This is a genomic window from Nonomuraea sp. NPDC004354 (genome assembly GCF_053602555.1).
Genome location: NZ_JBSGDV010000013.1, coordinates 206,021 through 231,053 on the forward strand (window position 1 = coordinate 206,021; position 25,033 = coordinate 231,053).

Genomic DNA, 25,033 nt, shown 5'->3' on the forward strand with positions numbered 1-25,033 from the left:
CGAAGCCAACGTGGGGAAGACGAATGCCGCAGATCGCGCCGTTGATGGCGGGCGACCCCAGCCACCTGGGCTCGTTCACGCTGTCCGGGCGGATCGGGGAAGGCGGTCAGGGGATCGTCTACCTGGGGGCCGACAACCATGGCGAGCGCGCGGCGATCAAGCTGCTGCACGTGAAGTTCAGCGGCGACACGATCGCCAGGTCGCGCTTCGCCAGGGAGCTCAAGGCCGCCCAGCGCGTGGCCTCCTTCTGCACGGCGCGGGTGATCGAGGCCGACCTCGAGGGCAACACGCCCTACATCGCCAGCGAGTACATCGACGGGCGCTCCCTCAGGGACATCGTGGAGGACGACGGGCCGCTGACCGGTCAGGCGCTGGAACGGCTGGCGATCGGCACCGCGACCGCGCTGACCGCCATCCACCAGGCGTCGATCATCCACCGCGACTTCAAGCCCGACAACGTGCTCATCGCGGCCGACGGGCCGAGAGTGGTCGACTTCGGCATCGCGCGCATCATCGACTCGACCGGAACGATCACCAGCCGGGCGATCGGCACCCCCGCGTACATGGCGCCCGAGCAGATCGCCGGCGACGACATCGGGCCCTACACCGACGTGTTCGCCTGGGGCGCCACCATCGCCTACGCGGCGACCGGCGTGACCGTCTTCGAGGGCAACTCCATCGCGGTCGTGCTCAACCGCATCCTCAACCACGTCGTCGACGTCTCCATGCTGCCCGAGCCGTTGCGCGGGGTGGCCGCCGCGGCGCTGACCAAGGACCCGCGGGAGCGGCCCTCCGCCGACGAGATCCTGCTGCGCCTGCTCGGGCATCCCCCGCGTACGGCGGGCGCGTCCACGGCGGTGCTCAGCCAGGGTGTCAAGATCGCCAGCGACGACACGACGCCGATGGCGCGGCTCTCCCCGGCCACGCACGCCACCCCCGCCGGCACCACCGCCTCCGGAGGCGCCGCGGCTTCCCACGGCTCTGCCGCTTCCCACAGTTCGGTGGGTTCCCGGGGTTCCGCGGCTCCCCACGGCCCCGTGCCCTCCCAGGGTTCGGCGGCCTCCCACGGTTCCGGGGCCTCCCAGGGTTCTGCCGCTTCCCCTGGCTCTTCGGCTTCCCACGGCTCGGTGAGTTCCCAGGGCTCCGGGAGCTCCCACGGTCCCGTGACCGCCCACGGCGCTTCGGCGTCCGGCCCTTCGACGGTGTCCGCGAGCCTGCCCGTCACCGCCTTCCCCGCGCTTCCCGGCGGCCGGCCGCCGACCCAGCCGCCCGGGCACGGGCCGACCCCGCCGACCGACCAGCCCGCCCCGTACGGCGGGCCCGCCCCGGTGCCGCCGGCGAAGCGGCGCAGGTCCCTGACACCATGGGTGGCGCTGCTGGCGGCCGTGCTGCTGGTCGCCGCGCTCGCCTTCGCCGCCCTCCAGTACGGCTGGCCGCTGGCGCTGGTCAGCGACCGGTCACCGCAGCCCACACCGGGGGGCGACTCGGTCGTCGACCGGGCGGCGGCCACGGGAAAGCTCACCATCGGGGTCAGGGCCGACGTGCCCGGCGTCGGCTACCGCGACCGCGACGGCGGGTTCTCCGGCTTCGACGTCGACGTCGCCAAGCACATCGCCAAGGAGCTGCGCGTCGCGGAGAGCGGCATCACCTTCGTCGCCGTTCCCGCGCCGAGGCGGGCCGAGGCCCTGGCCGACGGCGACGTCGACATCGTCGTGGCCACCTACTCGATCGACGACAGCGACGTGGAGTTCGCCGGGCCGTACATCATGGCCCACCAGGCACTGCTGGTGCGCGACGGGGACAGGGAGATCGCCAAGCCGGCCGACCTCAAGGGCAAGAAGCTGTGCGACCAGCGCAGCACGGCCGTGCGCAAGGTGCAGAAGATGGTCGACATGGTGACCGTCAGCGCCGGCAACTACGCCGACTGCATCAGGATGCTGGCCGCGGGCCAGGTCGACGCGGTGGCCGGTGACGACCTCATCCTCGCCGGGTTCGCCAACCGGGAGAACGCCCGCTACCGGATCCTCGGCGCGACGCTGAGCGACGAGCGCTACGCCGTGGGCATCAAGAAGGGCGACGCGCGCACCTGTGAGGCGATCAAGGGCGCCATCTCCGACATGATCGCGCGGAACACCATCGGGCAGCTCGTGGCCACCCATTTCCCCCACGTGGAGTTCAAGGCCGATCTGAAGGTACCCGTGATGGAGTCCTGCGGATGACGAGCGAGTAGCATCCAGAAGTCACGATTAGATTCTTCTGAGTTAGGGGAAGGCCATGGCCGCGCCCGTCAAGGTAACCGTCACCGGAGCCGCCGGACAGATCGGTTATGCCCTGCTGTTCCGCATCGCCTCGGGTCAGCTGCTGGGCGCCGACGTCCCGGTCAAGCTGAGCCTGCTGGAGATCCCCCAGGCGGTGAAGGCGGCCGAGGGCACCGCCATGGAGCTCGACGACTGCGCCTTCCCGCTGCTGTCCGGCATCGAGATCACCGACGACCCCAACGTCGCCTTCAACGGCGCCAACGTCGCCCTGCTGGTCGGCGCCATGCCGCGCAAGGCCGGCATGGAGCGCGGCGACCTGCTCGGCGCCAACGGCGGCATCTTCGGCCCGCAGGGCAAGGCGATCAACGACCACGCCGCCGACGACATCAGGGTCCTGGTGGTCGGCAACCCGGCCAACACCAACGCGCTCATCGCCCAGCAGAACGCGCCCGACGTGCCCGCCGAGCGCTTCACCGCGATGACCCGCCTCGACCACAACCGCGCGCTGTCGCAGCTGGCAGCCAAGCTGCAGGTGCCGGTCACCGACATCCAGAAGATGACCATCTGGGGCAACCACTCCGCGACGCAGTACCCCGACCTGTTCCACGCCGAGGTCGGCGGGAAGATCGCCGCCGAGCAGGTCGACTCCGAGTGGCTGCGCGAGACCTTCATCCCGACCGTCGCCAAGCGCGGCGCGGCCATCATCGACGCCCGTGGCGCCTCCTCCGCCGCCTCCGCGGCCAACGCCGCCATCGACCACGTCTACGACTGGGTCAACGGCACCGAGTGGACCTCCGCCGCGATCCCGTCGGACGGCTCGTACGGGGTGCCGGAGGGGCTCATCTCGTCGTTCCCCGTCCGCTCGGTGGGCGGTCGCTGGGAGATCATCCAGGGGCTGGACATCGACGCGTTCTCCCGCGAGCGCATCGACGCCTCCGTCGCCGAGCTCGTCGAGGAGCGCGACGCGGTGCGCGAGCTGGGTCTCATCTGACCCACCGCGACACGCCACGATCACGGCCACCGGGACATCCCGGTGGCCGTTCGTCTTCCTCCCACCCGATCGGCCCCACCGACCCTCCCCGCAGCGGTCCGGTCGGCCTTCCCCTCGATCCCTCGGCCCCCTGGCTTCCTTAGCTCCCTCGGCCCCTCGATCCTTGGGTTCCCGTCACCCCTCGGACCCGTGGGCACGGCGGCTTGGGTGCCGCACCGTGACCCATGCGTCGCACCGGCTGTCGTGGTGCGGTGTCCCGGGTCCTGCACGCGGGCGAGGTGCGCGTGTCGGTCGGGGGGTTCTCGCAGGTCACCAGGGCAGAATGGGGGGCCGGTGAAGGGGGCGGAGTGCGCGTTGTGGTGAAGATGGTCGCCGGTGCGGTGGCTGCGGCAGTGGTGAGCGGTTCGATACCCGCGCGGGCGGCGGCGCCGGAGCCGGCGAACCTGTCGGTACGCGTGTCGGCCAGCCCTTCGACCGCCCAGCCTGGCCGGCCGATCACCTACCGGGTCGACGTCCGCAACGCCGGCCCCGGCGAGGCCGTCCGGCCGGTCCTGACCGTGGTCGTCCCCGACGCGGTCGACATCAGCAGCGTGGACGTGGTCAGCTGCCGGCCCGGCCGTACGCTCGGCGAAGTGGTCTGCCCTTCGCCGGAGAACGTCGCCGCGGGCGGCACGGGCGGGGTCACGATCACCGGCACCGTACGGCGCGACGCCGTCGGGCCGCTCCGGCTGGTGGCGCGCATGGCGGCCCAAGGCACCGACGCCGACAACGGCGCGACGCTCGTCACCGGCGTCGATCAGGGCGCGGACCTCGGGGTGCGGCTGAAGGCGAGACAGGAGCGCGATGGCGCCTTCACCGTCGTCGCCACCGTGCACAACAGGGGGCCGCGCGCGGTGCTTGACGCGCGTGTCGCGGTACGGGCCGAGGGCGCGCGCCCGGCCGGACCCGCCGCGGACCAGTCGTGCCGGCGTAGGGCGGGTGAGACGGTGTGCGAGCCCGTCACGGTGCCCTCGGGCGGCACGATGCGCTTCGAGCTGCCATATCTGGCCTCGCGCGGGCCGGTGCGCGTCAGGGGAGAGGTCCGCTCGTCACGCCTCGGTGACCGCCGCCCTGACGACAACGAAGCCGCCCTGCGCGTCGCCGTACGCTGACCTGGTCCTGGCGACAGCGAGGCCGCCCTGTGCGTCTCCGTACGCTGACCTGGTCCTGGCGACAGTGAGGCCGCCCTGCGCGGGCGGGCGCCACGGCCGCGTGGGCGATCAGCACGCAGGCCCACCGAGCTGAGGCATAAGACGGTGATGGACAGGCCGCGGCCCGTGGCGCGTAGCAGGACGGAGAAGGCGAGGGCGGGACCGCGGGCGGGGACGAGCACGGCCGACCGGTTGTCGGTCGGCCCTTTCCGGCTTCTCAGGGCATGCAGCTGTGCGGCTGCTGTGTCGCCGAGGTGGGCTCCGTCGTGGCGAACACCACCCCGGCGGCGGTCACGGTGCTGCCGAGCACGATCGCGAGCGCGAACAGCACCTTCTGTGAAAAGGTCCTCACATTTCGCTATCTCAGCATATTTTTCTTTACCGAGTGATGGCATTCCAGGCATCCGCCACGATGTCGCGGATCGCGGCGCGCTCGGCCTTCCAGCCCAATTCGTGTCGGATCTTGTCGGATGAGGCGACGAGGACGGCGGGGTCGCCGGCCCGGCGCGGCCCGACGACGGCGGGGATCGGGTGGCCGGTCACCTCGCGGCAGACCTCGATCACCTCCTGGACCGAGAAGCCCGCGCCGTTGCCCAGGTTGTAGATCGTGTGGCGGCCCGGCGTGGTCGCGTCGAGGGCGAGCAGGTGGGCGCGGGCCAGGTCGGCGACGTGGATGTAGTCGCGCACGCAGGTGCCGTCGGGCGTGGGGTAGTCGGTGCCGAACACGCTGACCGACTCGCGCTCGCCGGTGGCGACCTTGAGGACGTTGGGGATGAGGTGCGTCTCGACGGTGTGGCGCTCGCGGTAGACGCGCCCGTCGGGGGCGGTGTAGGCGCCCGCCACGTTGAAGTAGCGCAGGCTGACCGCGCCGAGGCCGTGCAGGCCCGCGAAGGCGGTGAGCGTCGTGTCGACGGCCAGCTTGGAGGCGCCGTAGGGGTTGGTCGGGCGGGTCGGGTCGGTCTCGGTGATGGGGGAGCGCTCGGGCTCGCCGTACGTGGCGGCGGTGGAGGAGAAGACGATCCTGCGCACGCCGGCGACGCGCATGGCCTCCAGCAGCGCGAGGGTGCCGCCGAGGTTGGCGGCCCAGTACTCTCCCGGCTTCTCCACCGACTCGCCGACCAGTGACCTCGCCGCGAAGTGGAGCACGCCGTCGACCCCGTCGAGCGCGTCGCCGGGCTCGGTGACGGGCCGGTGGACGAACCTCGCGCCCTCGGGGACGGCGTCGGCGTGGCCGGTCGACAGGTCGTCGAGCACCGTCACCTCGTGGCCCGCCTCGACGAGCTGGGCGGCGACGACGCTGCCGATGTATCCGGCACCGCCCGTGACGAGCACCTTCATGTGCACCTCTGTTGATTCGTGTTGAATTTTGTACGGCCCCAGCATACTCGGCCCCCTGGACCTCGCCGGGTACGCTGGCAAACCACTACGTCGAAAGCACCTGCGTTGAACAGCGTTGCGGCCAATATCGCCATCGTCCTGCTCTTCATCCTGATCGGCGGCTTCTTCGCGGCAGCGGAGATGGCCATGGTCTCGCTGCGGGAGAGCCAGATCCGCAAGCTCGAGCAGCGGGGACGCAGAGGCGCGAGAGTCGCGAAGCTGGCCCAGGACCCGAACCGGTTCCTGTCGGCCGTCCAGATCGGTGTCACGGTCGCCACCATGCTCTCGGCCGCCTTCGGCGCCGACCGCCTGGCCGTCGAGCTCGAACCCGCCCTGGAGGCCTGGGGCCTGCTGCCGGGCGTCGCCGAGCCTGCCGCGCTGGTCCTGGTCACGCTCGCGATCTCCTACGTCTCCCTCGTGCTCGGCGAGCTCGCCCCCAAGCGCCTGGCCAGGCAGCGCGCCGAGGGACTGTCGCTCGTCGTCGCCCCCTTCCTCGACCGGCTGGCCAGTCTGTCCCGGCCGGTCATCTGGGCGCTGTCGAAGTCCACCGACGGCGTGGTCAGGCTGCTCGGCGGCAACCCCGAGGCCGACCGCGAGGAGATGACCACCGAAGAACTGCGCGACATGGTGGTCGGCCACACCGACCTGACCGCCGACGAGCGGCACCTGATCGGCGAGGTGTTCTCGGCGGGCAAGCGGCAGCTGCGCGAGGTGATGCTGCCGCGCACCGAGGTGGAGTTCATGGAGGCCGACACGCCGCTGGCCGAGGCCGCGGTGCTGGCCGCCGCGATGCCGCACTCCCGCTTTCCCGTCTACCGCTCCTCCTACGACGAGATCCTGGGGTTCGTGCACGTCAGGGACCTGCTCGACCCGGTGCTGACCGGCCGTATCGAGCCGATCAGCCAACTGGTGCCGATCCGGCCCATCAAGCACGTGCCCGCCTCCAAGCGGGTGCTCACCACTCTGTCGGAGATGCGCGACGAAGGACATCACCTCGCCATCGTGGTCGACGAGTACGGCGGGACGGCCGGCATCGTCACCATGGAGGACCTGGTCGAGGAGCTCATCGGCGACATCAGGGACGAGTACGACCTCGAGGAGGAGACCGTCCTGCTGCCCGCGGGCGAGATCGAGGTCGACGGGCTGACCAACCTCAACGACTTCGCCGCCCAGACCGGCATCAGGCTCCCGGACGGCCCGTACGAGACGCTCGGCGGCTTCATGCTGGCCCGCCTCGGCCACCTGGCCACGACGGGCGAACAGGTGGAGATCCCGGGCTTCGAGTTCACGGTCACCGAGCTGGACGGCCGGCGGATCGCTCGCATCAGGGTGAAGCGCCGCGCGCTGGTCGAGTCGCCGCCCGAGCCGGATTCCTGACACAATTGCGGGCTATGGCCAGACCTCGCGTACTCTCCGGCATCCAGCCCACCGCGGACTCCTTCCACCTGGGCAACTACCTCGGTGCGGTTCGCCAGTGGGTCACGCTGCAGGAGACGCACGACGCGTTCTACTGCGTGGTCGACCTGCACGCGATCACCGTGCCCACCGACCCGGCCGACCTGCGCCGCCGCTCCCGCGTGGCCGCCGCGCAGCTGTTCGCCGCCGGCCTCGACCCCGAGCGTTCCACCGTCTTCGTCCAGTCCCACGTGCGCGAGCACAGCGAGCTCGCCTGGGTGCTGATCTGCCTCACCGGTATGGGGGAGGCGGCGCGCATGACGCAGTTCAAGGACAAGGCGGCCAAGTTCGGCGAGAGCGCCGCCAGCGTCGGGCTGTTCACCTACCCGATCCTGCAGGCCGCCGACATCCTGCTCTACCAGGCCAACAGCGTGCCGGTGGGCGCCGACCAGAAGCAGCACCTGGAGCTGACCCGCGACCTCGCGCAGCGCTTCAACCACCGCTTCGGCGACACCTTCACCCTGCCCGAGCCGCACATCCTCAAGGAGGTCGAGAAGATCACCGACCTCCAGGACCCGTCCGCCAAGATGTCGAAGTCCTCCTCGTCTCCCGCGGGCATCCTCGACGTGCTGGAGCAGCCAGGGCCGCTGCGCAAGAAGGTCATGCGCGCGGTCACCGACACCGGCTCCGAGGTGCTCTTCGACGAGGAGAACAAGCCGGGCATCTCCAACCTGCTGCGCATCCAGTCCGCGCTGTCGGGCACGCCGATCCCCGAGCTGGTGAAGCGCTACGAGGGCCAGGGCTACGGCACGTTCAAGAAGGACGTCGCCGAGGTCGTGGTCGAGACGTTCGCGCCGATCCGCGAGCGTACGGAGAAGCTGCTGGCCGACGAGGCCGAGCTCGACCGGCTGCTGGCCATCGGGGCCGAGCGCGCGGGCGCGGTGGCGCGGGAGACCATGGCGCGGGTGCGCGACCGCGTGGGGTTCCTGCCTCGCGCGTTCTAGTACGGCTCAGCGGGCGCGGCGGCCCAGCGCGAGGGTGAGCTCGCGCAGGGCGTCGGCCGCCTGCCGGAGCGATGATGCGGGCGGGCCACGCCATGGAGCGCGGCCGGCCGGACGGGGCGGGGCTGGGCTTCACCACCCGCGACGCGCCGCGCATGGCGACGATCGAGGGGGCCGAGGTGGTGGGGCCGGCCGACGTCACCGGGTCCCTGAAGGTGGGCAAGCAGGCCGACCTGCAGCTCCTGCGGACCGGCACGCCGTCCATGTCGGGCATGCGCGACCCGATCGGCGCGGTGGTGCTCAACGCGGACACCGCCGCCGTCGACACGGTGCTGGTGGCCGGACGGGCGGTGAAGCGGGCGGGACGGCCGGTCACGGGATGAGGCCCGCCGCCGCGCCGGGATCCGCCCGGGTGCTGGCAGGATCCGTGCCGGATCGGGTAGAAGCGCCTCATGAGCACCTGGGCCGACCGGATCCTCGCGGTCAAGGAGTGGGGACGCCGGACGACCGAACGGACACGGGTGCGCTGGCATCCCGTCGACCATCTCCTCAGGACCGTGCAGCGCTACCAGCTGCAGAACGGTGACCGGCTGGCCGGCGCCATCACCTACTTCGTGTTCCTGTCGCTCTTCCCGATCACCGCGCTGGCGTTCGCGGTGTTCGGCTTCGTCCTCGAGGAGCGGACCCAGATCCGCGAAGCGCTGCAGAAGGCCATCGAGGAGCAGCTGCCGGGCCTGGCCGGCCTCATCGACCTTCAGGGCATCGCCCAGGCACGCGTGAGCGCCGGGGTGATCGGCCTGCTCGGTCTGCTGTACGCGGGGCTCGGGTCCATCAACGCCCTGCGCGGGGCCCTGCACGAGATCTCGATGACGGCCAGCCCACCGCTGAACTTCGTCGTCGGCAAGGCCCGCGACCTGGTCACCCTGATCATGATCGGTGTCGCGCTCATCGTCTCCACCCTGCTCGGCGGCTTCGCCACGCAGGCGACGACGACCGTGGCGACCTTCCTCGGCGTGGAGACGTCGGCGCTCGCCGGGGCCGCGCTGACCGGGGTCGGGCTCGCGGCCAGCGTGGGCGCCGACTGGGTGCTGTTCCTCATCGTCCTGGGCTGGGTGGGCCGGCCGGGCCAGCCGTTCAAGGTGCTGGCCCAGGGGGCGCTGCTGGGGGCGATCGGGTTCGGCGTGCTGAAGCAGGTGGCGACGCTGCTGCTGGCGGGCACGCTGAGCAATCCCGTGTACGGGACGTTCGCCGTGACGGTCGGGTTGCTCCTGTGGATCAACTTCTCGGCGCGGCTGACGATGTACGTGGCCGCGTGGACCGTCACGGCGGGCCTGTACCCGCCGCCCGACCCCACGCCGCTGCCGTCCAGTGGCTACTCGACGGACTGCTGAACGACCGGACCCGTACCGGCGCCGCCGCCCTGCCGCCACATGGACGGCCGCGCCACACTCGGGCCGGCTAGCGCGCCGTCCGGCGCCTGCGGATGCCGTAGAGCAGCCAGCCCGCGCCACCGAGCACGCCCGCGCCGATGATCAGGGCGCTGACGGGGCCGCTCGCGCCGGGTCGCGCGGCCGGCGACGGCGCGACGGCCGGAGCGGACGGCTTGGCGCGCACCGTCACCTGGTCCACCGTCGGCTGGGCGGGCAGCGGATCCACCAGCACGCCCACCGGAACGACCTTGCCGCGGGCGGCGAAGCCCCAGTCGAGTAGCTTCTCGACCTCGTCCCAGAAGTAGCCCTCGTGACGCATGATCGTCACGATGATCGTGTGGCCGTTGCGGGTGGCGGCGCCGACGAAGCTGCCCAGCGCCTTGGAGGTCCAGCCGTTCTTGATGCCGACCATGCCCTTGTAGCGCCACAGCAGCTTGTTGTGGTTGCCGATCTCGTAGTAGCCCTTGGGCGCGGGGAAGCGCGAGGACTTGAGGCTCACGTACCTGCGGAACTCGGCGTTGGCCAGGCCCGCGCGGGCGATCAGCGCCAGGTCGTAGGCCGAGCTGCTCTGCCCCGGCTTGTCCAGGCCGCTGGGCGTCTTGGCGACCGTGTCGTTGGCCTGAAGGCGCTTGGCCTCGGCGTTCATGTCGGCGAGGGTCGTGGCGAGACCCCCGTTCGCCTCGGCGAGCGCCATCGCCGCGTCGTTGCCCGAGCTGAGCATGAGCGCCTTGAACAGGTCGTCAACCTTGTAGATGGGCTTGGTGGACAGGCCGACCGCGCTGCCCTCCTGGTTGACGGCGTTCCTGCTGGGCTTGACCTTGAGGTTCCGGTCGAGCTTGGGAATGAGCGCCACGGCGGTGAGGGTCTTGAGCGTGCTGGCCGGCAGCAAGCGGCCATGGGGGTTCTTGGCGGCCAGCACCTGCCCTGTCTCTGCATCGGCGATCACGAAGGAGGTGGCCTTCGTCTTCGGCGGCGCCTTCACTCCTGCGGGCACGACCAGGCCCTTGCCCGCCAGCTGGTCGCCGCCGAGCGGACCTTCGGCGGCAGGCGGGTCGGCCAGGGCAGGACCTGCCAGAGCGACCGCGGCGAGAAGTGCCGCGACCGGCACCAGTTTCGTCCCCATAGCGTCCTCAGCGTAGCTTCGTCACATAGCGCATGAGGCGTCACTACCCGCGAAGCAGCAGAGAGATGGGCATGTCACGAAAGATCGCCGGATTCCTGATCATCATTGGCGCGTTCATGGTCTTCGAATGGATCAACCTTGGATTCAACCTCGCCGACGGGCACCCGACCAGCTTCTACGTGGTCCACGGCATACTCATCGCCGTCAACGTGGTGCTGGGCGTCGTGCTGGCCCTGATCGGATGGCGCGGCTACATGCGCGCCCCGCGGCAGAAGGGTTGATCACTGACCGGCGGCCCGGTCAGCCCTCGCAGAGCGCCAGGTGGGTGATCCTGTGCAGTTCATCGGCCTCCTCCCGCGAGTCCCCGATGCTCGTGAAGCCCAGCTTGCCGTGCTCGGGGATGGCGCCCAGCAGGTGCAGCACGTTCCCCGTACGGCGCCGCCGGTCGAAGCCGAGCCCGAGCCGCTCGATCATCCGTACCACCTGGCCGGGCGTGTGGCCGCGCAGGCAGCCCGCCGAGCAGTTGTCGGTCGCGGTGTAGTACTTCGGCCGGCCCTCGCTCATCAGCAGCCCGGTGGCCGGGTCGTAGCCGGCGTCCGTGGTCAGCAGCGCGGCGCCGAACGGGTGGGTGGTGCCGCCGATGCGCAGGTTCACCTCGCACAGCAGCGCCGCGTAGCCGGCGTCGGTCTTCATCGCGAAGAAGTCCATGCCGAACAGGCCGACCACGCCGCGCTCCGCCAGCAGCTTGGCGATCTTCGCGGCCGAGGCGCTGACCTCCTGCCGGTACTCCGACCGAGCGGGGAAGGTGCAGCCCTGGTAGACGGGGCCGTCGAGCACCTGGTCGTGGGTGGCGACGACGTCGTAGTGGCCGCCGGGGGTGATCCTGGCCAGCGCGCTGGGGTAGTAGAGCGGCCGGTGCTCGATGAACTCCTCGACCACCCCGCCCCGTTCGGCCAGCTTGGCCGCGAACCCGGCCCAGGTCTCGTCCGCGCCGGCGGAGAACTCCGTGGCGTTCCAGTCGTCCTTGGGCACGATCGCGTTGCCGAGACCCGAGTAGCCGTCGTTCAGCTTCACCATGACGCGCTCGCCCGGCAGTGACAGCACGGCCTGCTCGATCTGCGGCATCGTGTACAGGTCGCCGAAGCCGCGCGCCATCGGCACACCCGCCGCGGTGCCGATCTCGCGGGCCCCGCTCTTGGAGCCGTAGTAGGCCAGCGACATGGCCGGTCCGTAGATGGGGACGTTGAGTGACGCGGCGAGCTGCTCCTCCAGGTCGCTCATGACGAACGGCACCAGCCACGCGTCGTCCCCGATGACGCTCCGTACCCGGTCGATCACCTCGGGTCGGTCGAGCACCGTCCTGGTCAGCGGCTGGCTGGCCGGGTCGTTCACCGTGATCAGATGCAGCCGCCTGGCCGCGTCGTCCGGATCGGGAAGGAAGCCGAAGTAGTAGTCGACGATCTCCTGATGGATGGGCATCGAGGAGAGGTAGACCACCGAGATCCCCGGCTCGCGCAGGGTCAGCAGGAGGAAGAGCAGACGCTCCTCGTAACACCTTGCTGCCTTGATGCGGCGGAGCTCATCCTGCGGCAGGGAGAGCGAGGGTACGACCACCAGGGTCCCCTCGCTCGGCTCGAAGATGCTCAACCGTGCATGCTTCTCCCCGAACGGGATTTTAGTGATCATATTGCGAGTGAAACACGCATTCTTCTCATTTACATGCATCGTCGCAGTATGATCACCAGGACAGAAGGTGACAGGATTTGGGACATGGTCAACGTTTGGCCGCGGGCACAACGGGTGACAAACTAATGATCCGATGTGACTATTTCCGGACCAGATAAAGGCTCACGCAACGTGACGACCTGCGGTTACGGACATGCCCCGGCCCAACTTTTGGTGTAGTTGTCCGCGGGAGGGGCGGCAGGGGGGATAAAGTCGATGGCATCGCCATCAGGCTGACCGCCTAACCCCGCTCATCGTTCGGGTGTGTGGCATTCGCTTCACCGGGCAGCTGCCCCGACCGGACGGCTGAATCGTGTGATCGCACGAGAATACGGCGCAATGAGCCGTGCGACGGCGCTGTCGCACGTGACGGGACGGTGACTGATGCAGGGACGTGAGCTGCGGGGGGAACTCGACGCGTTCCTGGTGGAGAACGAGCAGGATCTGGTGGCCTTCCGCCGCGACCTGCACATGCACCCGGAGCTCGCCTTCGCCGAATACCGCACGACCCAGAAGATCGCCGACCGGCTCGACGCCGCGGGCCTCAACCCGTCCGTGCTCCCCCGAGGCACCGGCCTGATCTGCGAGGTCGGCAGCGGCGACGGGCCCACCATCGCGCTCCGCGCCGACATCGACGCGCTCGCCCTGCCCGATGAGAAGGACGTGCCGTACCGGTCGACCGTCCAGGGCATCTGCCACGCCTGCGGCCACGACGTGCACACCACGATCCTGCTCGGCACCGGCCTGTTCCTCGCCCGCCAGGCCGCCGACGGCCTGCTGCCCGGCCGGGTCCGCCTGCTGTTCCAGCCCGCCGAGGAGCTGCCCGGCGGCGCGCTCGAGGTCATGGCGCACGGCGGCATCAGCGGCGTCGAGCGCATCTTCGGCCTCCACTGCGACCCCCGCGTCGACGTCGGACAGGTCGGCCTCAAGGCCGGTCCCATCACCTCCGCCTGCGACAAGCTCGCCATCCGGGTCAGCGGACCCGGCGGCCACACCGCCAGGCCCCACCTGACCGCCGACCTCGTCTTCGCCCTCGCCAAGATCCTCACCGAGCTGCCCGCCGCGCTCTCCCGCCGGGTCGACCCCCGCTCGTCGCTGTCGCTGGTGTGGGGCCGCGTCGAGTCGGGCTCGGCCGCCAACGCCATCCCCGACGACGGCATCGCCGAGGGCACCGTCCGCTGCCTGGACGAGTCCGCGTGGCACGCCGCCCCCGACCTCATCAAGGCACTGCTGGAGTCGGTCGCCGGCGCGTACGGCGTCGAGGCCACCATGGACTACTCCCGCGGCGTCCCGCCCGTCGTCAACGACGAGGAGAGCGTCCAGATGCTCGCCGAGGCCGCCGAGCGCGTGCTCGGGCACGGCTCGGTCGTCCCCACCCAGCAGTCGCTGGGCGGCGAGGACTTCGCCTGGTACCTCGAGTCGATCCCCGGGGCGTTCGCCCGGCTCGGCACGCGCTCGCCGGGTGGGCTCGACCACGACATCCACCAGGGCACCTTCGACGTCGACGAGAGCGCCATCGGCAGCGGCGTGCGCTTCATGGCGGCCACCGCGCTGACCGCCCTCTGGGACGGTCACCGTCCCGGACAGGTGAGCGAGCAGACGGTGGCCGAGTACATCTGACCTCGCCCGGACGGCGGCGCGGACCGGAGGGCCGGTGGACATGGGCTCCGCGATGCGCGGCGGTGTCCGGCACGGCGGGCGGCGGCGGACCGCCCGCCGTACGGGAGGGCCTCAGGACAGGCGGCCGAAGACCACCGGCAGTTCGAGCGACGACAGTCCGGGGGAGATCTCCACCTTCGTCCCCGCCGGGTACCGCAGCGTGAAGTCGTAGTCCGTCGAGGTCAGTACGAGCCCGATCTTGTGCCCCTTCTTGAACAGGTAGTCCTGCGGCTGGAAGTCCCAGCGGAAGGTGTAGGCCTTGCCCGCCCTGACGGGCTCGGTCCGGTCGGCGCGGTGCCGGTTGCGCACGTCGAGCCACCCGCGAGAGACGATCTTGTAGGGGGCCGAGACGGTCCCGTGCCGGTAGATGAACGTGCACCCGCTCTCGCCGGGCACCGCCTCGCCGTAGCAGTACTGCTCGCCGGTGTTCACCAGGCGCCCGTTGGCCCTGGTGTCGGTGCCGTAGTCCACCAGCAACGCGGTCAGGTACGGCGAGGCGCCGTCCTTGAGCGAGGCCCGCACCGTGACCGTCGGCGTGCCGGAGATCCGGACGTCGGTCGGCAGCGGATCGGTCAGGTAGGCGAGCCTGTTGGGGTCGGCGGCGGGAGCGGTCTCGACGAGCTGTTCGGCCTTGCGGGTGTTCTGGTCGACGTAGGACTCGCGCGCCGACAGCGGCCTGGGCAGCGGGCCCAGCGTGGCGGAGGAGCCCAGCCACAGGCGGACGGGAAGCGTGCCGGGCAGCGGCCACCTGGCGTGCTGACCCCACTGGCCGGGCGCGATCTCGACGTCGGCCTGCGGCTCGGACATGATGCCCGTGTCGATCCCGTACAGCCAGTGGTCGAACCACAGGTGGAGCTGCCGCAGCCACTCGACGGTCCTGACGTTGAACGGGTCGGCGTGGGCGCCCTGGTGCAGCCAGATCTTGCGGGGCACGTCCCGCTTGGCCAGCGCCTGCCACCACTGCGCGGCCTGCTTGGTCTTGACGTTCCAGTCGTTGAGCCCGTGGACGAGGAAGACGCTGGCCTTGACCTTGTCCACGTCGACGAGGAAGTCGCGGGCGGCCCAGAAGTCGCTGTAGTCGCCGGTGATCCGGTCCTGGGCGGCGGTGAACTCGTCCATCACCGGGGCGCAGATCTCCTTGCCCGCCCTGGTGAGGACGGCCTTCGCCATGACGTCGGCGTCTTCGCCCTGGTAGCCGCCCGGCGCGAGGACGCCGCCGTTGGCGCGGTAGTAGTCGTACCAGGAGGAGATGGCGGCGATCGGCACGATCGTCTTGAGCCCCTCGACGCCGGTGGCGGCCACCTGGTTGGGCAGCGTGCCGTTGTAGGAGACGCCGATCATGCCGACGTTGCCGGTGGACCAGGAGGCGGTCACGGGGTTGCCGGCCGCGTCGAAGCCCTTGGCCCTGCCGTTCAGCCAGTCGATGACGGCCTTGGGGCCGGCGCTCTCCTGCGCGTCGCCCGTGGTGGGGCAGCCGGTGGACCTGCCGCTGCCGAGGCTTTCGACGCGGGCCACGGCGTAACCGCGGGGGACGAAGTAGTTGTCGTAGTAGCCCGGGAAGGTCTCGACCGCGGCCTTGGTGTCGGCGGAGCGCAGGCCGGGGAGCGGGTTGCCGTTCTCGTCGACGTCCACCTTGTGGTTGGGCACGGTGCCGTCGATGCCCGCGTAGTACGGGCTGGACTCCATGATGATCGGAACCTTGAGCCCGGTCTCGGTCTCCTTGGGCCGCAGGAAGTCGGCCGCCACCCTGTCGTTGCGGCCGTCGCGGTCGCTGTCGACGCCTTCCACCTCGACGAAGACGGTCTGCTTGACGGCGTCAGCCCTGGAGTAGATGGGCTGCGTCGGTCCTGTGTCGGATAAGGCGGGATTCACGCCCGCCGCCGCGATCAGCACGGCGGCCAGCGGGACCGCGATCGTCCTCCGGGTGCGCATGGGGGGTGCTCCAGGTGGTATGGGAGATTTCTAGCCATCCAACGGAATCTCCCGCTTGACAGCAAGATCTTGACTTCCGGCAAGGTTGGGTGAACGGCGTGTAGTGGAGCCGTGGCCGGCCCATAAGCTGCAGGTCAGGCGCACAGCGCCGGCATCCAGGTCACAGACGCGCCTGATGTCGATAACGGAGCGGTTGCGGACCTGTGTGCTGGTTTGGACTGTCATGGCCGAACAACTATCTTCCGTGCAGGGTTGCCGTGCGTTTCTTCGCGCGTGCGATGAAAGTTGGACGGCGGGGAAATGGAAGGAGTCGCCTTGCTCAGCAAGCGATTCGGCAGGATTGCGGTCGGCACCGTCGCTGGTGCCATGCTCATGGCGGCCGCGGCGTGTGGTGGCGGCGGGAGCACGGGCGCGACCAGCTCCGCGGCTCCGAGCGGGGCGGCCAGCGAGCCCGCGAAGGCCAGCGGTCTGAAGGTGGGTCTCGCCTTCGACGTCGGCGGCCGTGGTGACAAGTCGTTCAACGACGCCGCCTACGCGGGCCTCGAGCGGGCCGCGAAGGAGCTCGGCGCCGACATCAAGGAGCTCAGCCCGGCCGCTGACGGCTCCAACCGTGGCGAGCTGCTGCGCCAGCTGGCCGAGGCCGGCTACAACCCGATCATCGGTGTCGGCTTCGCCTACGGCGAGGACATCAAGAAGGCGGCGCAGGAGTACACCGACGTCCAGTTCGCGGTCGTCGACTCGGCCTCCAACGCCCCGAACGTGACCGGTCTGCTGTTCGCCGAGGAGCAGGGCTCCTACCTGGCGGGCGTCGCAGCCGCGCTGAAGAGCAAGACCAACCACGTCGGCTTCGTCGGCGGCGTCGAGAACGACCTGATCAAGAAGTTCGAGGCGGGCTTCAGCGCCGGTGTCAAGGCCACCAAGCCCGACACCAAGGTCGACGTGAAGTACCTGACGCCCGACGGTGACTTCAGCGGCTTCAAGGCCCCCGACAAGGGCAAGATCGCCGCCGAGAAGATGTACCAGGACGGCGCGGACATCGTCTACCACGCCTCCGGCGACTCCGGCACCGGCGTCTTCCAGGCCGCCGGCGAGGCCAAGAAGCTGGCCATCGGCGTCGACTCCGACCAGCGGCAGACCGTGGACGCCGCGCTCCAGCCCGTCATCATGACCTCGATGATCAAGCGCGTCGACGTCGGCGTGTTCGAGTTCATCAAGGCGTTCCAGGGCGGCGCGAAGGGCGGCAAGAACGACGTCTACGACCTGAAGGTCGACGGCGTGGGCCTGTCCACCACCGGTGGCGAGATCGACGACATCCAGGAGCAGATCGACGCCGCCAAGAAGAAGATCGTGGACGGCGAAATCACCGTTCCGAGCAAGCCGTAATCTGGGTAGACACCCAAGAGGCCATGGAAGGCCCGGGCGCGTCCCGGGCCTTCGCTCTATCCCGGCTCTCCAGGAGACCGTATGAGCTCGGACACCCTCGCCCCGGCGAAACCCGCCGTTGAGCTGGAGGGCATCACCAAGCGTTTTCCCGGCGTCGTCGCCAACCATGACATCCGCATCACCATCGAGGCGGGCAGCGTCCACGCCATCTGCGGAGAGAACGGCGCGGGCAAGTCCACTCTGATGAAGATCCTGTACGGCATGCAGAAGCCGGACGAGGGCCAGATCAGGGTGAACGGCCAGGATGTCAGCTTCCGGACGCCGAGCGACGCGATCGCGGCCGGCATCGGCATGGTCCACCAGCACTTCATGCTGGCCGACAACCTGACCGTGCTGGAGAACATCGTCCTCGGCGCGGAGCCGAAGAGCGCCGGCTTCCTCGACGCGTCCGGCGCGCGCCACCGCATCCAGGAGCTGGCCGCGGCCCACGGCCTGCGGGTCGACCCCGACCGCCTGGTCGAGGACCTCGGCGTCGGCGACCGCCAGCGGGTGGAGATCCTGAAGGTCCTCTACCGGGGCGCCCGCGTCCTCATCCTCGACGAGCCCACCGCGGTCCTCGTGCCGCAGGAGGTCGAGGAGCTGTTCGACAACCTGCGCGAGCTCAAGGCCGACGGCCTCACGGTCATCTTCATCTCGCACAAGCTCGACGAGGTGCTCAGCATCGCCGACGAGATCACCGTGATCCGTCGCGGCACCACCGTCGCGAGCATGCCGCGCAGCCAGGTCACCAGCGCCCGCCAGCTCGCCGAGCTGATGGTCGGCAGCGAGCTGCCCACCCCCGAGACCCGCGAGTCCACCGTCACCGACACCGTCGAGCTGGCGATCTCCAACCTGACCATGGAGGCCGAAGGCTTCCGTCCGCTGCCCAAGGGCGTGTCCCTCCAGGAGTTCACGCGGGGCAGGCGGCTGCTGCTCGACGACGTGTCCTTCGAGATCCGCAAGGGTGAGATCGTCGGCATCGCCGGCGTCGAGGGCAACGGCCAGTCCGAGCTGATCGAGGCGATCATGGGCATGCGCCAGGCGCACGGCCAGATCAGGCTCGGCGCCGACGACATCAGCGAGTGGACCACGCTCAAGCGCCGCGAGGCGGGCATCGGCTACATCCCCGAGGACCGCCACCGCCAGGGCCTGCTGCTCGAGGCCTCGCTCTGGGAGAACCGGGTGCTCGGCCACCAGACGCGCAAGCCCGTCCGCAAGGGCATCTGGATCGACAGGAAGGCCGCCAAGGCCGACACCGAGCGCATCGTCAAGGACTACGACGTGCGCACCCCCAGCGTCGACACCCTCGCGCTGGCCCTGTCCGGGGGCAACCAGCAGAAGCTGATCGTCGGCAGGGAGATGAGCGGCGAGCCGTCGTTCCTCATCGCGGCCCACCCGACCAGAGGCGTGGACGTCGGCGCCCAGGCCTCCATCTGGGACCACCTGCGCCACGCCAGAGCCGCGGGGCTGGCCGTCCTGCTGATCTCGGCCGACCTCGATGAGCTGATCGGCCTGTCCGACACGCTGTACGTGATCTACCGGGGCCGGCTGGTGGCCAGGCTCGACCCCACCCAGGTGACGCCTGAGCAGCTCGGCGGCTACATGACAGGCGCCATCACCGAGGAAGGGGCATGATGCCCGCAGGGCTCTATCGCGTGCTGCTGACGGTGGGCGGCGCCGTCGCCGCCATCGTCCTGGCCATGCTGATCTCGAGCGTGGCCGTCCTGGTGGCGGGGGCCGACCCGCTGGCCGCGTTCGCCGCGCTGGTCGACTTCGGGCAGACCGAGAACAGCGTGGTCAACGGCATCACCACGGTGATCAACCGAGCGGTCCCGCTGTACATCGCCGGTCTCGCGGTCGCCGTGGGCTTCCGGATGAACCTCTTCAACATCGGTGTGGAGGGGCAGTACCGCCTCGCGGCCGTCTGCGCCGCCTACGTCGGTGCGACCTTCAGCGCGCCCGCGCCGATCCAGATCGTGGTCATCATGGTGGTCGCCGCGGCCGTCGGCGGCCTCTACGCGCTGATCCCGGCCCTGATGAAGGTCGGCAGGGGCGTCAACGAGGTCATCTCGACCATCATGCTCAACTACATCGCGATCAGCCTGGCCGCCTTCCTGGTGCGCGGGCCCTTCCAGGGGCCGCGGGCCGAGGGCCAGCTGACGGTGCAGACGGCCGACATCCCGCAGTCCGGCTGGTTCCCGGACGTCAACTTCCTGTTCACGATGTTCGGGCTGCCCGCGCCTCGTGGCGCGGGCCTGTGGGGCTTCCTCGGCGTGGCGGTCGTGCTCGGCATCGTGCTGTGGGTGGTGCTCGAACGCACCCGCTTCGGCTTCGACGTCAAGGCCAGCGGCCTGAACTCGATCGCCGCCCTCGCGTCGGGCGTCAAGCCGAAGAAGATGGTCATCTCGGCGATGGTGCTCTCCGGCGCCATCGCGGGGCTCATCGGCCTTCCCGAGATCCTCGGCCGCACCCACAACTACGGCACCAGCTTCACCGCCGGTCTCGGCTTCCTCGGCATCGCGGTCGCCCTGCTCGGCCGGAACAGGCCGGTCGGCATCGCGTTCGCCGCCCTGCTGTTCGGCTTCCTCGACCGGGCGCAGGGTCCGCTGCAGTTCGCGGACGTGCCGCCGTCGGTCATCATGATCATGCAGGGCACCATCGTGCTGCTGGTGGTCATCGCCAACGAGATCACCAGCAGGATGGCGCTCCGCCAGGAGGAACGGCGGGCCGCCCGCCAGCTCGCCACGACGAACCGCGTAGAGGTGGCCGCATGAGCGCCGTCGAGGCACGCAAGGTCAGGAAGTACCACCTCACGCTGATCGGCGTGGCGGTGCTCATCCTGCTGCTGTCCCTGGTGAGAGTCATCAGCGGCAAGGTCGACATCACCTCGTCCGGCACCTTCCAGGCGGCGCTGGTGCTGGCCGTACCCATCGGACTGGCCGGTCTGGGCGGGCTGTGGGCGGAGCGGGCCGGTGTGGTCAACATCGGTCTCGAGGGCATGATGGTGCTCGGCACCTGGTTCGCCGGCTGGGCCGGCTACCAGTGGGGCTGGCCCGCGGCCCTGCTCGCGGGCCTGGCGGCGGGAGCGGTCGGCGGCCTGCTGCACGCGATCGCCACGGTCGGCTTCGGCGTCGACCACATCATCAGCGGCGTCGCGATCAACCTGCTGGGCCCGGGCATCACCCGGTTCCTGTCCGAGGTCCTGTACGCCGAGGGCACGGCCGCCGCCGCCGCGGGAGCGGGCATCACCACCTCGCCCGCGCTGTCCTCCGAGCCGCCCGAGGTGAGCCTGCCCCTGTTCTCCTCGGGGCCCGACTGGCTCGGCGCGCTGGAGAACACGCACTGGTTTCTCATCTCGGACATCGCCGGCATCCTGCGCGGGCTCACCCACGACGTGGGCCTCCTGGTCATCGTGGCCGTCGCGCTGATCCCGCTGACCTATCTCGTGCTCTGGCACACGGCCTTCGGCCTCCGGCTGCGCTCGGCGGGCGAGAACCCGTGGGCGGCCGAGTCGCTGGGCGTGAACGTCTACCGCACCAAGTACGTCGCGACCGTCATCTCCGGCGCGATGGCCGGGCTCGGCGGCGTGTTCCTGGTCTTCTTCACCTCCAAGTACGTCGAGGGCCAGACGCAGGGCCGCGGCTTCATCGGCCTGGCCGCCATGATCTTCGGCAACTGGCGGCCCGGCGGGCTCGCGGCGGGCGCCTCGCTGTTCGGCTACGCCAACGGCCTGCAGCTGCGCAGCTCGGCGGCGGTGACCGGGTTCTTCCTGTTCGGCGCGATCCTGCTGTTCATCTACGTCGCCTACCGGATCAGGCAGCTGTTCCTGACCGGCCGCGAGACGCCGGCCGCGGCCGTCGCGGGGGCCAAGGACTACACCCTCATGGCGTTCGCCGCGGGCGGCGCGGTCGTGCTCATCTGGCTGTGGATCACCGTGGACCGCCTGCCGAACGAGTTCGTCTTCATCACCCCGCACGTCCTGACGCTGCTGGTCCTCCTGGTCGCCTCCCAGCGCCTGCGGATGCCCAAGGCGGACGGCGTGCGCTACCGCCGCGGGGAGCAGCATTGAGCATCGACTGGGACGCGCTCAGGGACGAGGCCACGCAGGCGATGCAGAACGCCTACGCGCCCTACTCCAAGTTCCCGGTGGGCGCCGCCGCCGTGGTCGACGACGGGCGTGTCGTCACCGGCTGCAACGTCGAGAACGCCTCCTACGGGCTCGGCCTGTGCGCCGAGTGCGGCCTCGTCTCGGCGCTGCACGCCACCGGCGGCGGCAGGCTGGTCGCCTTCACCTGCGTCGACGGCCACGGCGAGCTGCTCATGCCGTGCGGGCGCTGCCGCCAGCTGCTCTACGAGTTCGGCGGCGAGGAACTGCTGGTGGAGACGCCCGACGGACCCCGGCGGATGGGCGACATCCTGCCCTACGCCTTCGGACCCGACGACCTGTCCAGGGGGGCATGAGCATGGACGTCATCGACGTCATCGTCACCAAGCGGGGCCGCGGCGCGCTGACCACCGCGCAGATCGACTGGGTCATCGACGCCTACACCCGCGGCGACGTGGCCGACGAGCAGATGTCGGCTCTCGCGATGGCGATCCTGCTCAACGGCATGGACCGGCGCGAGATCGCCGACTGGACCCAGGCGATGATCCGCACCGGCGAGCGCATGGACTGGTCGGTGCTCGACCGCCCGACCGCGGACAAGCACTCCACCGGCGGCGTCGGCGACAAGATCACTCTGCCGCTCGCGCCGCTCGTGGCGGCGTGCGGCGCCTACGTCCCGCAGCTGTCGGGCCGCGGCCTCGGCCACACCGGCGGCACCCTGGACAAGCTGGAGTCGATCCCCGGCTGGCGGGCCTCGCTGTCCAACGGCGAGATGCTCGCCGTCCTGCGCGAGGCGGGCGCGGTCATCTGCGCGGCCGGCGCGGGGCTCGCCCCGGCCGACAAGAAGCTGTACGCCCTGCGCGACGTGACGGGAACCGTCGAGTCGATCCCGCTGATCGCTTCCTCGATCATGTCGAAGAAGATCGCCGAGGGGACCGGCTCGCTGGTCCTCGACGTCAAGGTGGGCTCCGGCGCGTTCATGAAGGACGTCGACTCGGCGCGCGAGCTCGCCGCCACCATGGTGTCGCTCGGCGCCGACGCGGGTGTGCGCACCGTCGCGCTGCTGACCGCGATGGACCGGCCGCTCGGCCTGGCCGTCGGCAACGCCCTGGAGGTCGCCGAGTCGGTCGAGGTCCTCGCCGGCGGCGGGCCCGCCGACGTGGTGGAGCTGACGGTACGGCTGGCCAGGGAGATGCTGGAGGCCGCGGGCGTGTCCGGCAAGGACCCCGCCGAGGCGTTGAAGGACGGCTCGGCGATGGACGCCTGGCGCCGCATGATCACCGCTCAGGGCGGCGACCCTGATGGGGTGCTGCCCCGGGCGGCCGAGACGATGACCGTGCAGTGTCCCGCCTCGGGCGTGCTGACCCGGCTGGACGCCTACGGGGTCGGGCTCGCCGCCTGGCGCCTGGGGGCGGGCCGGGCCCGCAAGGAGGACCCGGTCTCGTTCGGCGCGGGCATCACGCTGCACGCCAAGCCGGGCGACCTGGTGAGGGAGGGCCAGCCGCTGCTGACGCTGCACACGGACGAGACGGCCAGGTTCGCGCGGGCGCTGGAGGCGCTGGAGGGCGCCTACGAGGTCGGCCCGGCCTCCAGCCCGGAGCTGCTGCCCCTGGTCATCGACCGCATCACCGCCTGATCCCGCTGCCCCTCCCCGGCACGGCACCGGGGAGGGGTCAGAGCAGCCGGATCCGGTCGCCGACGCGGACCCGGCCGGGGCGGAGCACCTCGGCGTACGCGCCCACGCACGGCCGCGGCCCCATGCCCGGCAGCGGCTCGACCCTGTTGTGGACGGCGGGCACCTGGAGCGCGGAGGTGTCGCGGGGAAGCGGCCCGTGTTCGAGCGTGGGGACCGCGCACCGTGGCGTCGGGACGGTGACCCGCAGGACGACCTCGTCGCCGACGGCCACCTGCCTGCCGAGCCAGCCGTTCTCCACGTAGCCCTCGCCGCCCTCGCCGCCCTCGCCTGCCGTACGGATGACCAGGTTGGGCCGGTAGCGGACGGCGTCGGCGGGCGCGCCGGTCGGTCCTGCGGCGCCGACGGCCGCGAGGGTGGAGGTGGCGAGCAGGTGGACGGGCGCGTAGTCGAAGAAGGTGCCGGGCGCCCCGCCGCCGAGCCTGCCCGGTTCGACGGCGACCTCGGCGGTGACGCCCGCGGCCAGCACCTCCTCGGGGACGGCCCGTTCCAGGGCGGCGCCCTCGGGCGGTGTGCCGGTGAGTGTCACCTTCCTGCCGACGGCCAGCGACAGCACCTCGTCGACGTCGGGGTCGTCGCTGTGCACGATCGTGCCGTCGGGCAGGGTGATCCTGGTACGGTCACCATCCGTGACCGCCGACAGTGTGAGCATGCTCCGCCACAGGCGGGGGTTCTTGGGGCTGGCGACCTTTCCCGTCTCACGGTCGAGAAGGGCCAGGCGCCGGTCGCCGTCGAGCCCGAGCGAGGTGAGGGCGGCCTCGGCGACGTCCTCGCCGAGCAGGCCTTTGACGGGATGGCGGCGCATCCGTTCGATCGTGCCTAATTCCACAATCCTGTATTGTGCCATTAGTCATGACGGGAGGAGCCCCGCCCCTTCCCTCAGGGCTCAGCGGAAGCTGTCGGCGTTCTCCGCGGCCCACTGCGCGAACGTCCGCGGGGCGCGGCCCGTGACGTCGAGCACCACGGAGTTGACGCGGTTGGCCTCTTCCGGGACGTTGCCGAAGACCTCGATCATGAAGTCGATCAACTCCTGCGGCGTCCCCTGCGCGGCCATCCGCTCCCTGGCCTGCTCCGGTGTCAGCTCGACGAACTCGATCTCCTTGCCGATCGCCGCGCCGATGATGCGGACCTTGTCGCGCGTGGTCAGCCGCTCGGGCCCGGTGAGGGGGTAGACCTTGCCCCCGTGGCCGTCCTCGACCAGGGCGGTGGCCGCCACGGCGGCGATGTCGGCCTCGTGCACCAGCGCCGTGGTGGCCTCGCCGAACGGCTCCCGCACCACGCCCTCGGCCCGTACGTCGTCGGTCCACTTCAGCAGGTTCGACATGAACTCGGTCGGCCGGATGTGCGTCCAGGCCAGATCGCTCTCCCTGAGGGCGGGCTCCAGCGTGCTCTCGTCCCAGCCGCCGAGCACGGTCACCCTGCGCACGCCGGCCTTCCTGGCCAGGTCGACGATCTCCTTGCCGTTCGGCAGCGGCGCGTAGTCGTCACCGCCGAAGTTGATCAGATGGACGGCCGTCACGCCCTCGAAGGCGGCCTGCAGCGTGTCGGTGGCGGCCAGGTCGCCGCCCACCACCTCGACGCCTTCGGGGAAGGAGGCCTTGCCCGGGTTCCTGGTCAGGGCGCGTACGGCATGGCCGGCCTCGACGAGGTGGCTGACGATGTGGCGGCCGACGGTGCCGGTGGCTCCGGTCACGAGAATGGTCATCGCGTGCTCCCTGACGCTTCGGTTGCG

Annotated in this window: 22 protein-coding genes; 15 read left to right on the plus strand and 7 right to left on the minus strand. The window is 70.5% G+C overall.

Features of this window, described 5'->3' with window-relative positions:
* Nucleotides 1-23: 23 nt before the first annotated feature.
* The 3 genes from ACWENQ_RS30670 to ACWENQ_RS30680 all read left to right on the plus strand — a co-directional run bounded on the left by ACWENQ_RS30670 (nucleotide 24) and on the right by ACWENQ_RS30680 (nucleotide 4,400).
* Nucleotides 24-2,219, plus strand: coding sequence for a protein kinase domain-containing protein (locus ACWENQ_RS30670; RefSeq protein WP_452417308.1), 2,196 nt, complete (start codon nucleotides 24-26; stop codon nucleotides 2,217-2,219).
* A gap of 55 nt (nucleotides 2,220-2,274) precedes the next feature.
* Nucleotides 2,275-3,249, plus strand: a complete 975-nt coding sequence (locus tag ACWENQ_RS30675) for a malate dehydrogenase (protein ID WP_354906240.1) — start codon at nucleotides 2,275-2,277, stop codon at nucleotides 3,247-3,249.
* 347 nt (nucleotides 3,250-3,596) lie between these two features.
* The gene (locus tag ACWENQ_RS30680) at nucleotides 3,597-4,400 is read left to right on the plus strand and encodes a hypothetical protein (protein ID WP_452417310.1); all 804 of its coding nucleotides are present in this window, start codon (nucleotides 3,597-3,599) and stop codon (nucleotides 4,398-4,400) included.
* Nucleotides 4,401-4,656: 256 nt separating this feature from the next.
* Here ACWENQ_RS30680 and ACWENQ_RS30685 read toward each other — a convergent pair whose 3' ends face one another.
* Both ACWENQ_RS30685 and galE read right to left on the minus strand, forming a co-directional pair.
* Nucleotides 4,657-4,791 (minus strand): hypothetical protein, encoded by a 135-nt coding sequence (locus tag ACWENQ_RS30685; protein ID WP_449920078.1) that lies wholly within the window; start codon nucleotides 4,789-4,791, stop codon nucleotides 4,657-4,659.
* Between the two features lie 26 nt (nucleotides 4,792-4,817).
* Complete coding sequence (gene galE, locus ACWENQ_RS30690; protein WP_354906236.1) at nucleotides 4,818-5,777, minus strand: UDP-glucose 4-epimerase GalE; 960 nt, start codon at nucleotides 5,775-5,777, stop codon at nucleotides 4,818-4,820.
* A 105-nt stretch (nucleotides 5,778-5,882) separates the two neighbouring features.
* Here galE and ACWENQ_RS30695 point away from each other — a divergent pair, with 105 nt between their 5' ends.
* The 4 genes from ACWENQ_RS30695 (at nucleotide 5,883) to ACWENQ_RS30710 (ending at nucleotide 9,603) form a co-directional block, all read left to right on the plus strand.
* Nucleotides 5,883-7,193: a hemolysin family protein gene (locus ACWENQ_RS30695; RefSeq protein ID WP_354906234.1), complete on the plus strand. Its 1,311-nt coding sequence runs from the start codon at nucleotides 5,883-5,885 to the stop codon at nucleotides 7,191-7,193.
* A 14-nt stretch (nucleotides 7,194-7,207) separates the two neighbouring features.
* Entirely contained in the window at nucleotides 7,208-8,215 is a 1,008-nt protein-coding gene (gene trpS / locus ACWENQ_RS30700; RefSeq protein WP_354906233.1) for a tryptophan--tRNA ligase, read from the plus strand.
* Nucleotides 8,216-8,286: 71 nt separating this feature from the next.
* Nucleotides 8,287-8,595 carry an amidohydrolase family protein gene (locus tag ACWENQ_RS30705; protein ID WP_452417311.1) on the plus strand — a complete coding sequence of 103 codons (309 nt, stop codon included), beginning with the start codon at nucleotides 8,287-8,289 and terminating at the stop codon, nucleotides 8,593-8,595.
* 69 nt (nucleotides 8,596-8,664) lie between these two features.
* On the plus strand, nucleotides 8,665-9,603 hold the full coding sequence (locus tag ACWENQ_RS30710; RefSeq protein WP_452417313.1) for a YihY/virulence factor BrkB family protein: 939 nt from the start codon (nucleotides 8,665-8,667) through the stop codon (nucleotides 9,601-9,603).
* 67 nt (nucleotides 9,604-9,670) lie between these two features.
* Here the strand turns inward: ACWENQ_RS30710 and ACWENQ_RS30715 are convergent, their stop codons facing one another.
* Nucleotides 9,671-10,765, minus strand: a complete 1,095-nt coding sequence (locus tag ACWENQ_RS30715; RefSeq protein WP_452417314.1) for a D-alanyl-D-alanine carboxypeptidase family protein — start codon at nucleotides 10,763-10,765, stop codon at nucleotides 9,671-9,673.
* Between the two features lie 71 nt (nucleotides 10,766-10,836).
* Here ACWENQ_RS30715 and ACWENQ_RS30720 point away from each other — a divergent pair, with 71 nt between their 5' ends.
* Nucleotides 10,837-11,046: an SCO4848 family membrane protein gene (locus ACWENQ_RS30720; RefSeq protein WP_354906225.1), complete on the plus strand. Its 210-nt coding sequence runs from the start codon at nucleotides 10,837-10,839 to the stop codon at nucleotides 11,044-11,046.
* A gap of 19 nt (nucleotides 11,047-11,065) precedes the next feature.
* Here ACWENQ_RS30720 and ACWENQ_RS30725 read toward each other — a convergent pair whose 3' ends face one another.
* On the minus strand, nucleotides 11,066-12,451 hold the full coding sequence (locus ACWENQ_RS30725) for a peptide ligase PGM1-related protein (RefSeq protein ID WP_449920090.1): 1,386 nt from the start codon (nucleotides 12,449-12,451) through the stop codon (nucleotides 11,066-11,068).
* Between the two features lie 423 nt (nucleotides 12,452-12,874).
* On the opposite strand from ACWENQ_RS30725, the gene ACWENQ_RS30730 reads away from it, so the two are divergent.
* Nucleotides 12,875-14,110, plus strand: a complete 1,236-nt coding sequence (locus ACWENQ_RS30730) for a M20 family metallopeptidase (protein ID WP_452417316.1) — start codon at nucleotides 12,875-12,877, stop codon at nucleotides 14,108-14,110.
* Between the two features lie 111 nt (nucleotides 14,111-14,221).
* Here ACWENQ_RS30730 and ACWENQ_RS30735 read toward each other — a convergent pair whose 3' ends face one another.
* Complete coding sequence (locus ACWENQ_RS30735; protein ID WP_449920095.1) at nucleotides 14,222-16,081, minus strand: Xaa-Pro dipeptidyl-peptidase; 1,860 nt, start codon at nucleotides 16,079-16,081, stop codon at nucleotides 14,222-14,224.
* A gap of 315 nt (nucleotides 16,082-16,396) precedes the next feature.
* Between ACWENQ_RS30735 and ACWENQ_RS30740 the strand changes: the two genes are divergently transcribed.
* The 6 genes from ACWENQ_RS30740 to ACWENQ_RS30765 all read left to right on the plus strand — a co-directional run bounded on the left by ACWENQ_RS30740 (nucleotide 16,397) and on the right by ACWENQ_RS30765 (nucleotide 23,244).
* Complete coding sequence (locus tag ACWENQ_RS30740; RefSeq protein ID WP_354906220.1) at nucleotides 16,397-17,464, plus strand: BMP family lipoprotein; 1,068 nt, start codon at nucleotides 16,397-16,399, stop codon at nucleotides 17,462-17,464.
* 81 nt (nucleotides 17,465-17,545) lie between these two features.
* Nucleotides 17,546-19,138, plus strand: a complete 1,593-nt coding sequence (locus tag ACWENQ_RS30745; RefSeq protein WP_452417317.1) for an ABC transporter ATP-binding protein — start codon at nucleotides 17,546-17,548, stop codon at nucleotides 19,136-19,138.
* Nucleotides 19,135-20,277: an ABC transporter permease gene (locus tag ACWENQ_RS30750; protein WP_449920099.1), complete on the plus strand. Its 1,143-nt coding sequence runs from the start codon at nucleotides 19,135-19,137 to the stop codon at nucleotides 20,275-20,277. The genes ACWENQ_RS30745 and ACWENQ_RS30750 overlap by 4 nt, the downstream gene beginning before the upstream one ends.
* Nucleotides 20,274-21,572: an ABC transporter permease gene (locus ACWENQ_RS30755; protein ID WP_449920102.1), complete on the plus strand. Its 1,299-nt coding sequence runs from the start codon at nucleotides 20,274-20,276 to the stop codon at nucleotides 21,570-21,572. Before ACWENQ_RS30750 ends, ACWENQ_RS30755 begins: the two co-directional genes overlap by 4 nt.
* Nucleotides 21,569-21,964: a cytidine deaminase gene (locus ACWENQ_RS30760; RefSeq protein WP_449920104.1), complete on the plus strand. Its 396-nt coding sequence runs from the start codon at nucleotides 21,569-21,571 to the stop codon at nucleotides 21,962-21,964. Before ACWENQ_RS30755 ends, ACWENQ_RS30760 begins: the two co-directional genes overlap by 4 nt.
* Nucleotides 21,965-21,966: 2 nt before the next feature.
* Nucleotides 21,967-23,244, plus strand: coding sequence for a thymidine phosphorylase (locus ACWENQ_RS30765; RefSeq protein ID WP_449920575.1), 1,278 nt, complete (start codon nucleotides 21,967-21,969; stop codon nucleotides 23,242-23,244).
* Between the two features lie 37 nt (nucleotides 23,245-23,281).
* Here ACWENQ_RS30765 and ACWENQ_RS30770 read toward each other — a convergent pair whose 3' ends face one another.
* Both ACWENQ_RS30770 and ACWENQ_RS30775 read right to left on the minus strand, forming a co-directional pair.
* Nucleotides 23,282-24,130 (minus strand): MOSC domain-containing protein, encoded by an 849-nt coding sequence (locus ACWENQ_RS30770; protein WP_452417318.1) that lies wholly within the window; start codon nucleotides 24,128-24,130, stop codon nucleotides 23,282-23,284.
* 57 nt (nucleotides 24,131-24,187) lie between these two features.
* On the minus strand, nucleotides 24,188-25,006 hold the full coding sequence (locus tag ACWENQ_RS30775; protein WP_452417320.1) for an NmrA family NAD(P)-binding protein: 819 nt from the start codon (nucleotides 25,004-25,006) through the stop codon (nucleotides 24,188-24,190).
* Nucleotides 25,007-25,033 lie beyond the last annotated feature (27 nt).

What these genes read in the sequence shown, in the direction of transcription:
- ACWENQ_RS30715 (WP_452417314.1), bottom strand. Translation starts at nt 10,765, where the DNA reads ATGGGGACGAAACTGGTGCCGGTCGCGGCACTTCTCGCCGCGGTCGCT.
- ACWENQ_RS30735 (WP_449920095.1), bottom strand. Translation starts at nt 16,081, where the DNA reads ATGCGCACCCGGAGGACGATCGCGGTCCCGCTGGCCGCCGTGCTGATC.
- ACWENQ_RS30775 (WP_452417320.1), bottom strand. Translation starts at nt 25,006, where the DNA reads ATGACCATTCTCGTGACCGGAGCCACCGGCACCGTCGGCCGCCACATC.
- ACWENQ_RS30675 (WP_354906240.1), top strand. Translation starts at nt 2,275, where the DNA reads ATGGCCGCGCCCGTCAAGGTAACCGTCACCGGAGCCGCCGGACAGATC.
- ACWENQ_RS30755 (WP_449920102.1), top strand. Translation starts at nt 20,274, where the DNA reads ATGAGCGCCGTCGAGGCACGCAAGGTCAGGAAGTACCACCTCACGCTG.
- trpS (WP_354906233.1), top strand. Translation starts at nt 7,208, where the DNA reads ATGGCCAGACCTCGCGTACTCTCCGGCATCCAGCCCACCGCGGACTCC.
- ACWENQ_RS30670 (WP_452417308.1), top strand. Translation starts at nt 24, where the DNA reads ATGCCGCAGATCGCGCCGTTGATGGCGGGCGACCCCAGCCACCTGGGC.
- ACWENQ_RS30710 (WP_452417313.1), top strand. Translation starts at nt 8,665, where the DNA reads ATGAGCACCTGGGCCGACCGGATCCTCGCGGTCAAGGAGTGGGGACGC.
- ACWENQ_RS30720 (WP_354906225.1), top strand. Translation starts at nt 10,837, where the DNA reads ATGTCACGAAAGATCGCCGGATTCCTGATCATCATTGGCGCGTTCATG.
- ACWENQ_RS30730 (WP_452417316.1), top strand. Translation starts at nt 12,875, where the DNA reads ATGCAGGGACGTGAGCTGCGGGGGGAACTCGACGCGTTCCTGGTGGAG.
- ACWENQ_RS30705 (WP_452417311.1), top strand. Translation starts at nt 8,287, where the DNA reads ATGATGCGGGCGGGCCACGCCATGGAGCGCGGCCGGCCGGACGGGGCG.
- galE (WP_354906236.1), bottom strand. Translation starts at nt 5,777, where the DNA reads ATGAAGGTGCTCGTCACGGGCGGTGCCGGATACATCGGCAGCGTCGTC.
- ACWENQ_RS30765 (WP_449920575.1), top strand. Translation starts at nt 21,967, where the DNA reads ATGGACGTCATCGACGTCATCGTCACCAAGCGGGGCCGCGGCGCGCTG.
- ACWENQ_RS30750 (WP_449920099.1), top strand. Translation starts at nt 19,135, where the DNA reads ATGATGCCCGCAGGGCTCTATCGCGTGCTGCTGACGGTGGGCGGCGCC.
- ACWENQ_RS30745 (WP_452417317.1), top strand. Translation starts at nt 17,546, where the DNA reads ATGAGCTCGGACACCCTCGCCCCGGCGAAACCCGCCGTTGAGCTGGAG.
- ACWENQ_RS30725 (WP_449920090.1), bottom strand. Translation starts at nt 12,451, where the DNA reads ATGATCACTAAAATCCCGTTCGGGGAGAAGCATGCACGGTTGAGCATC.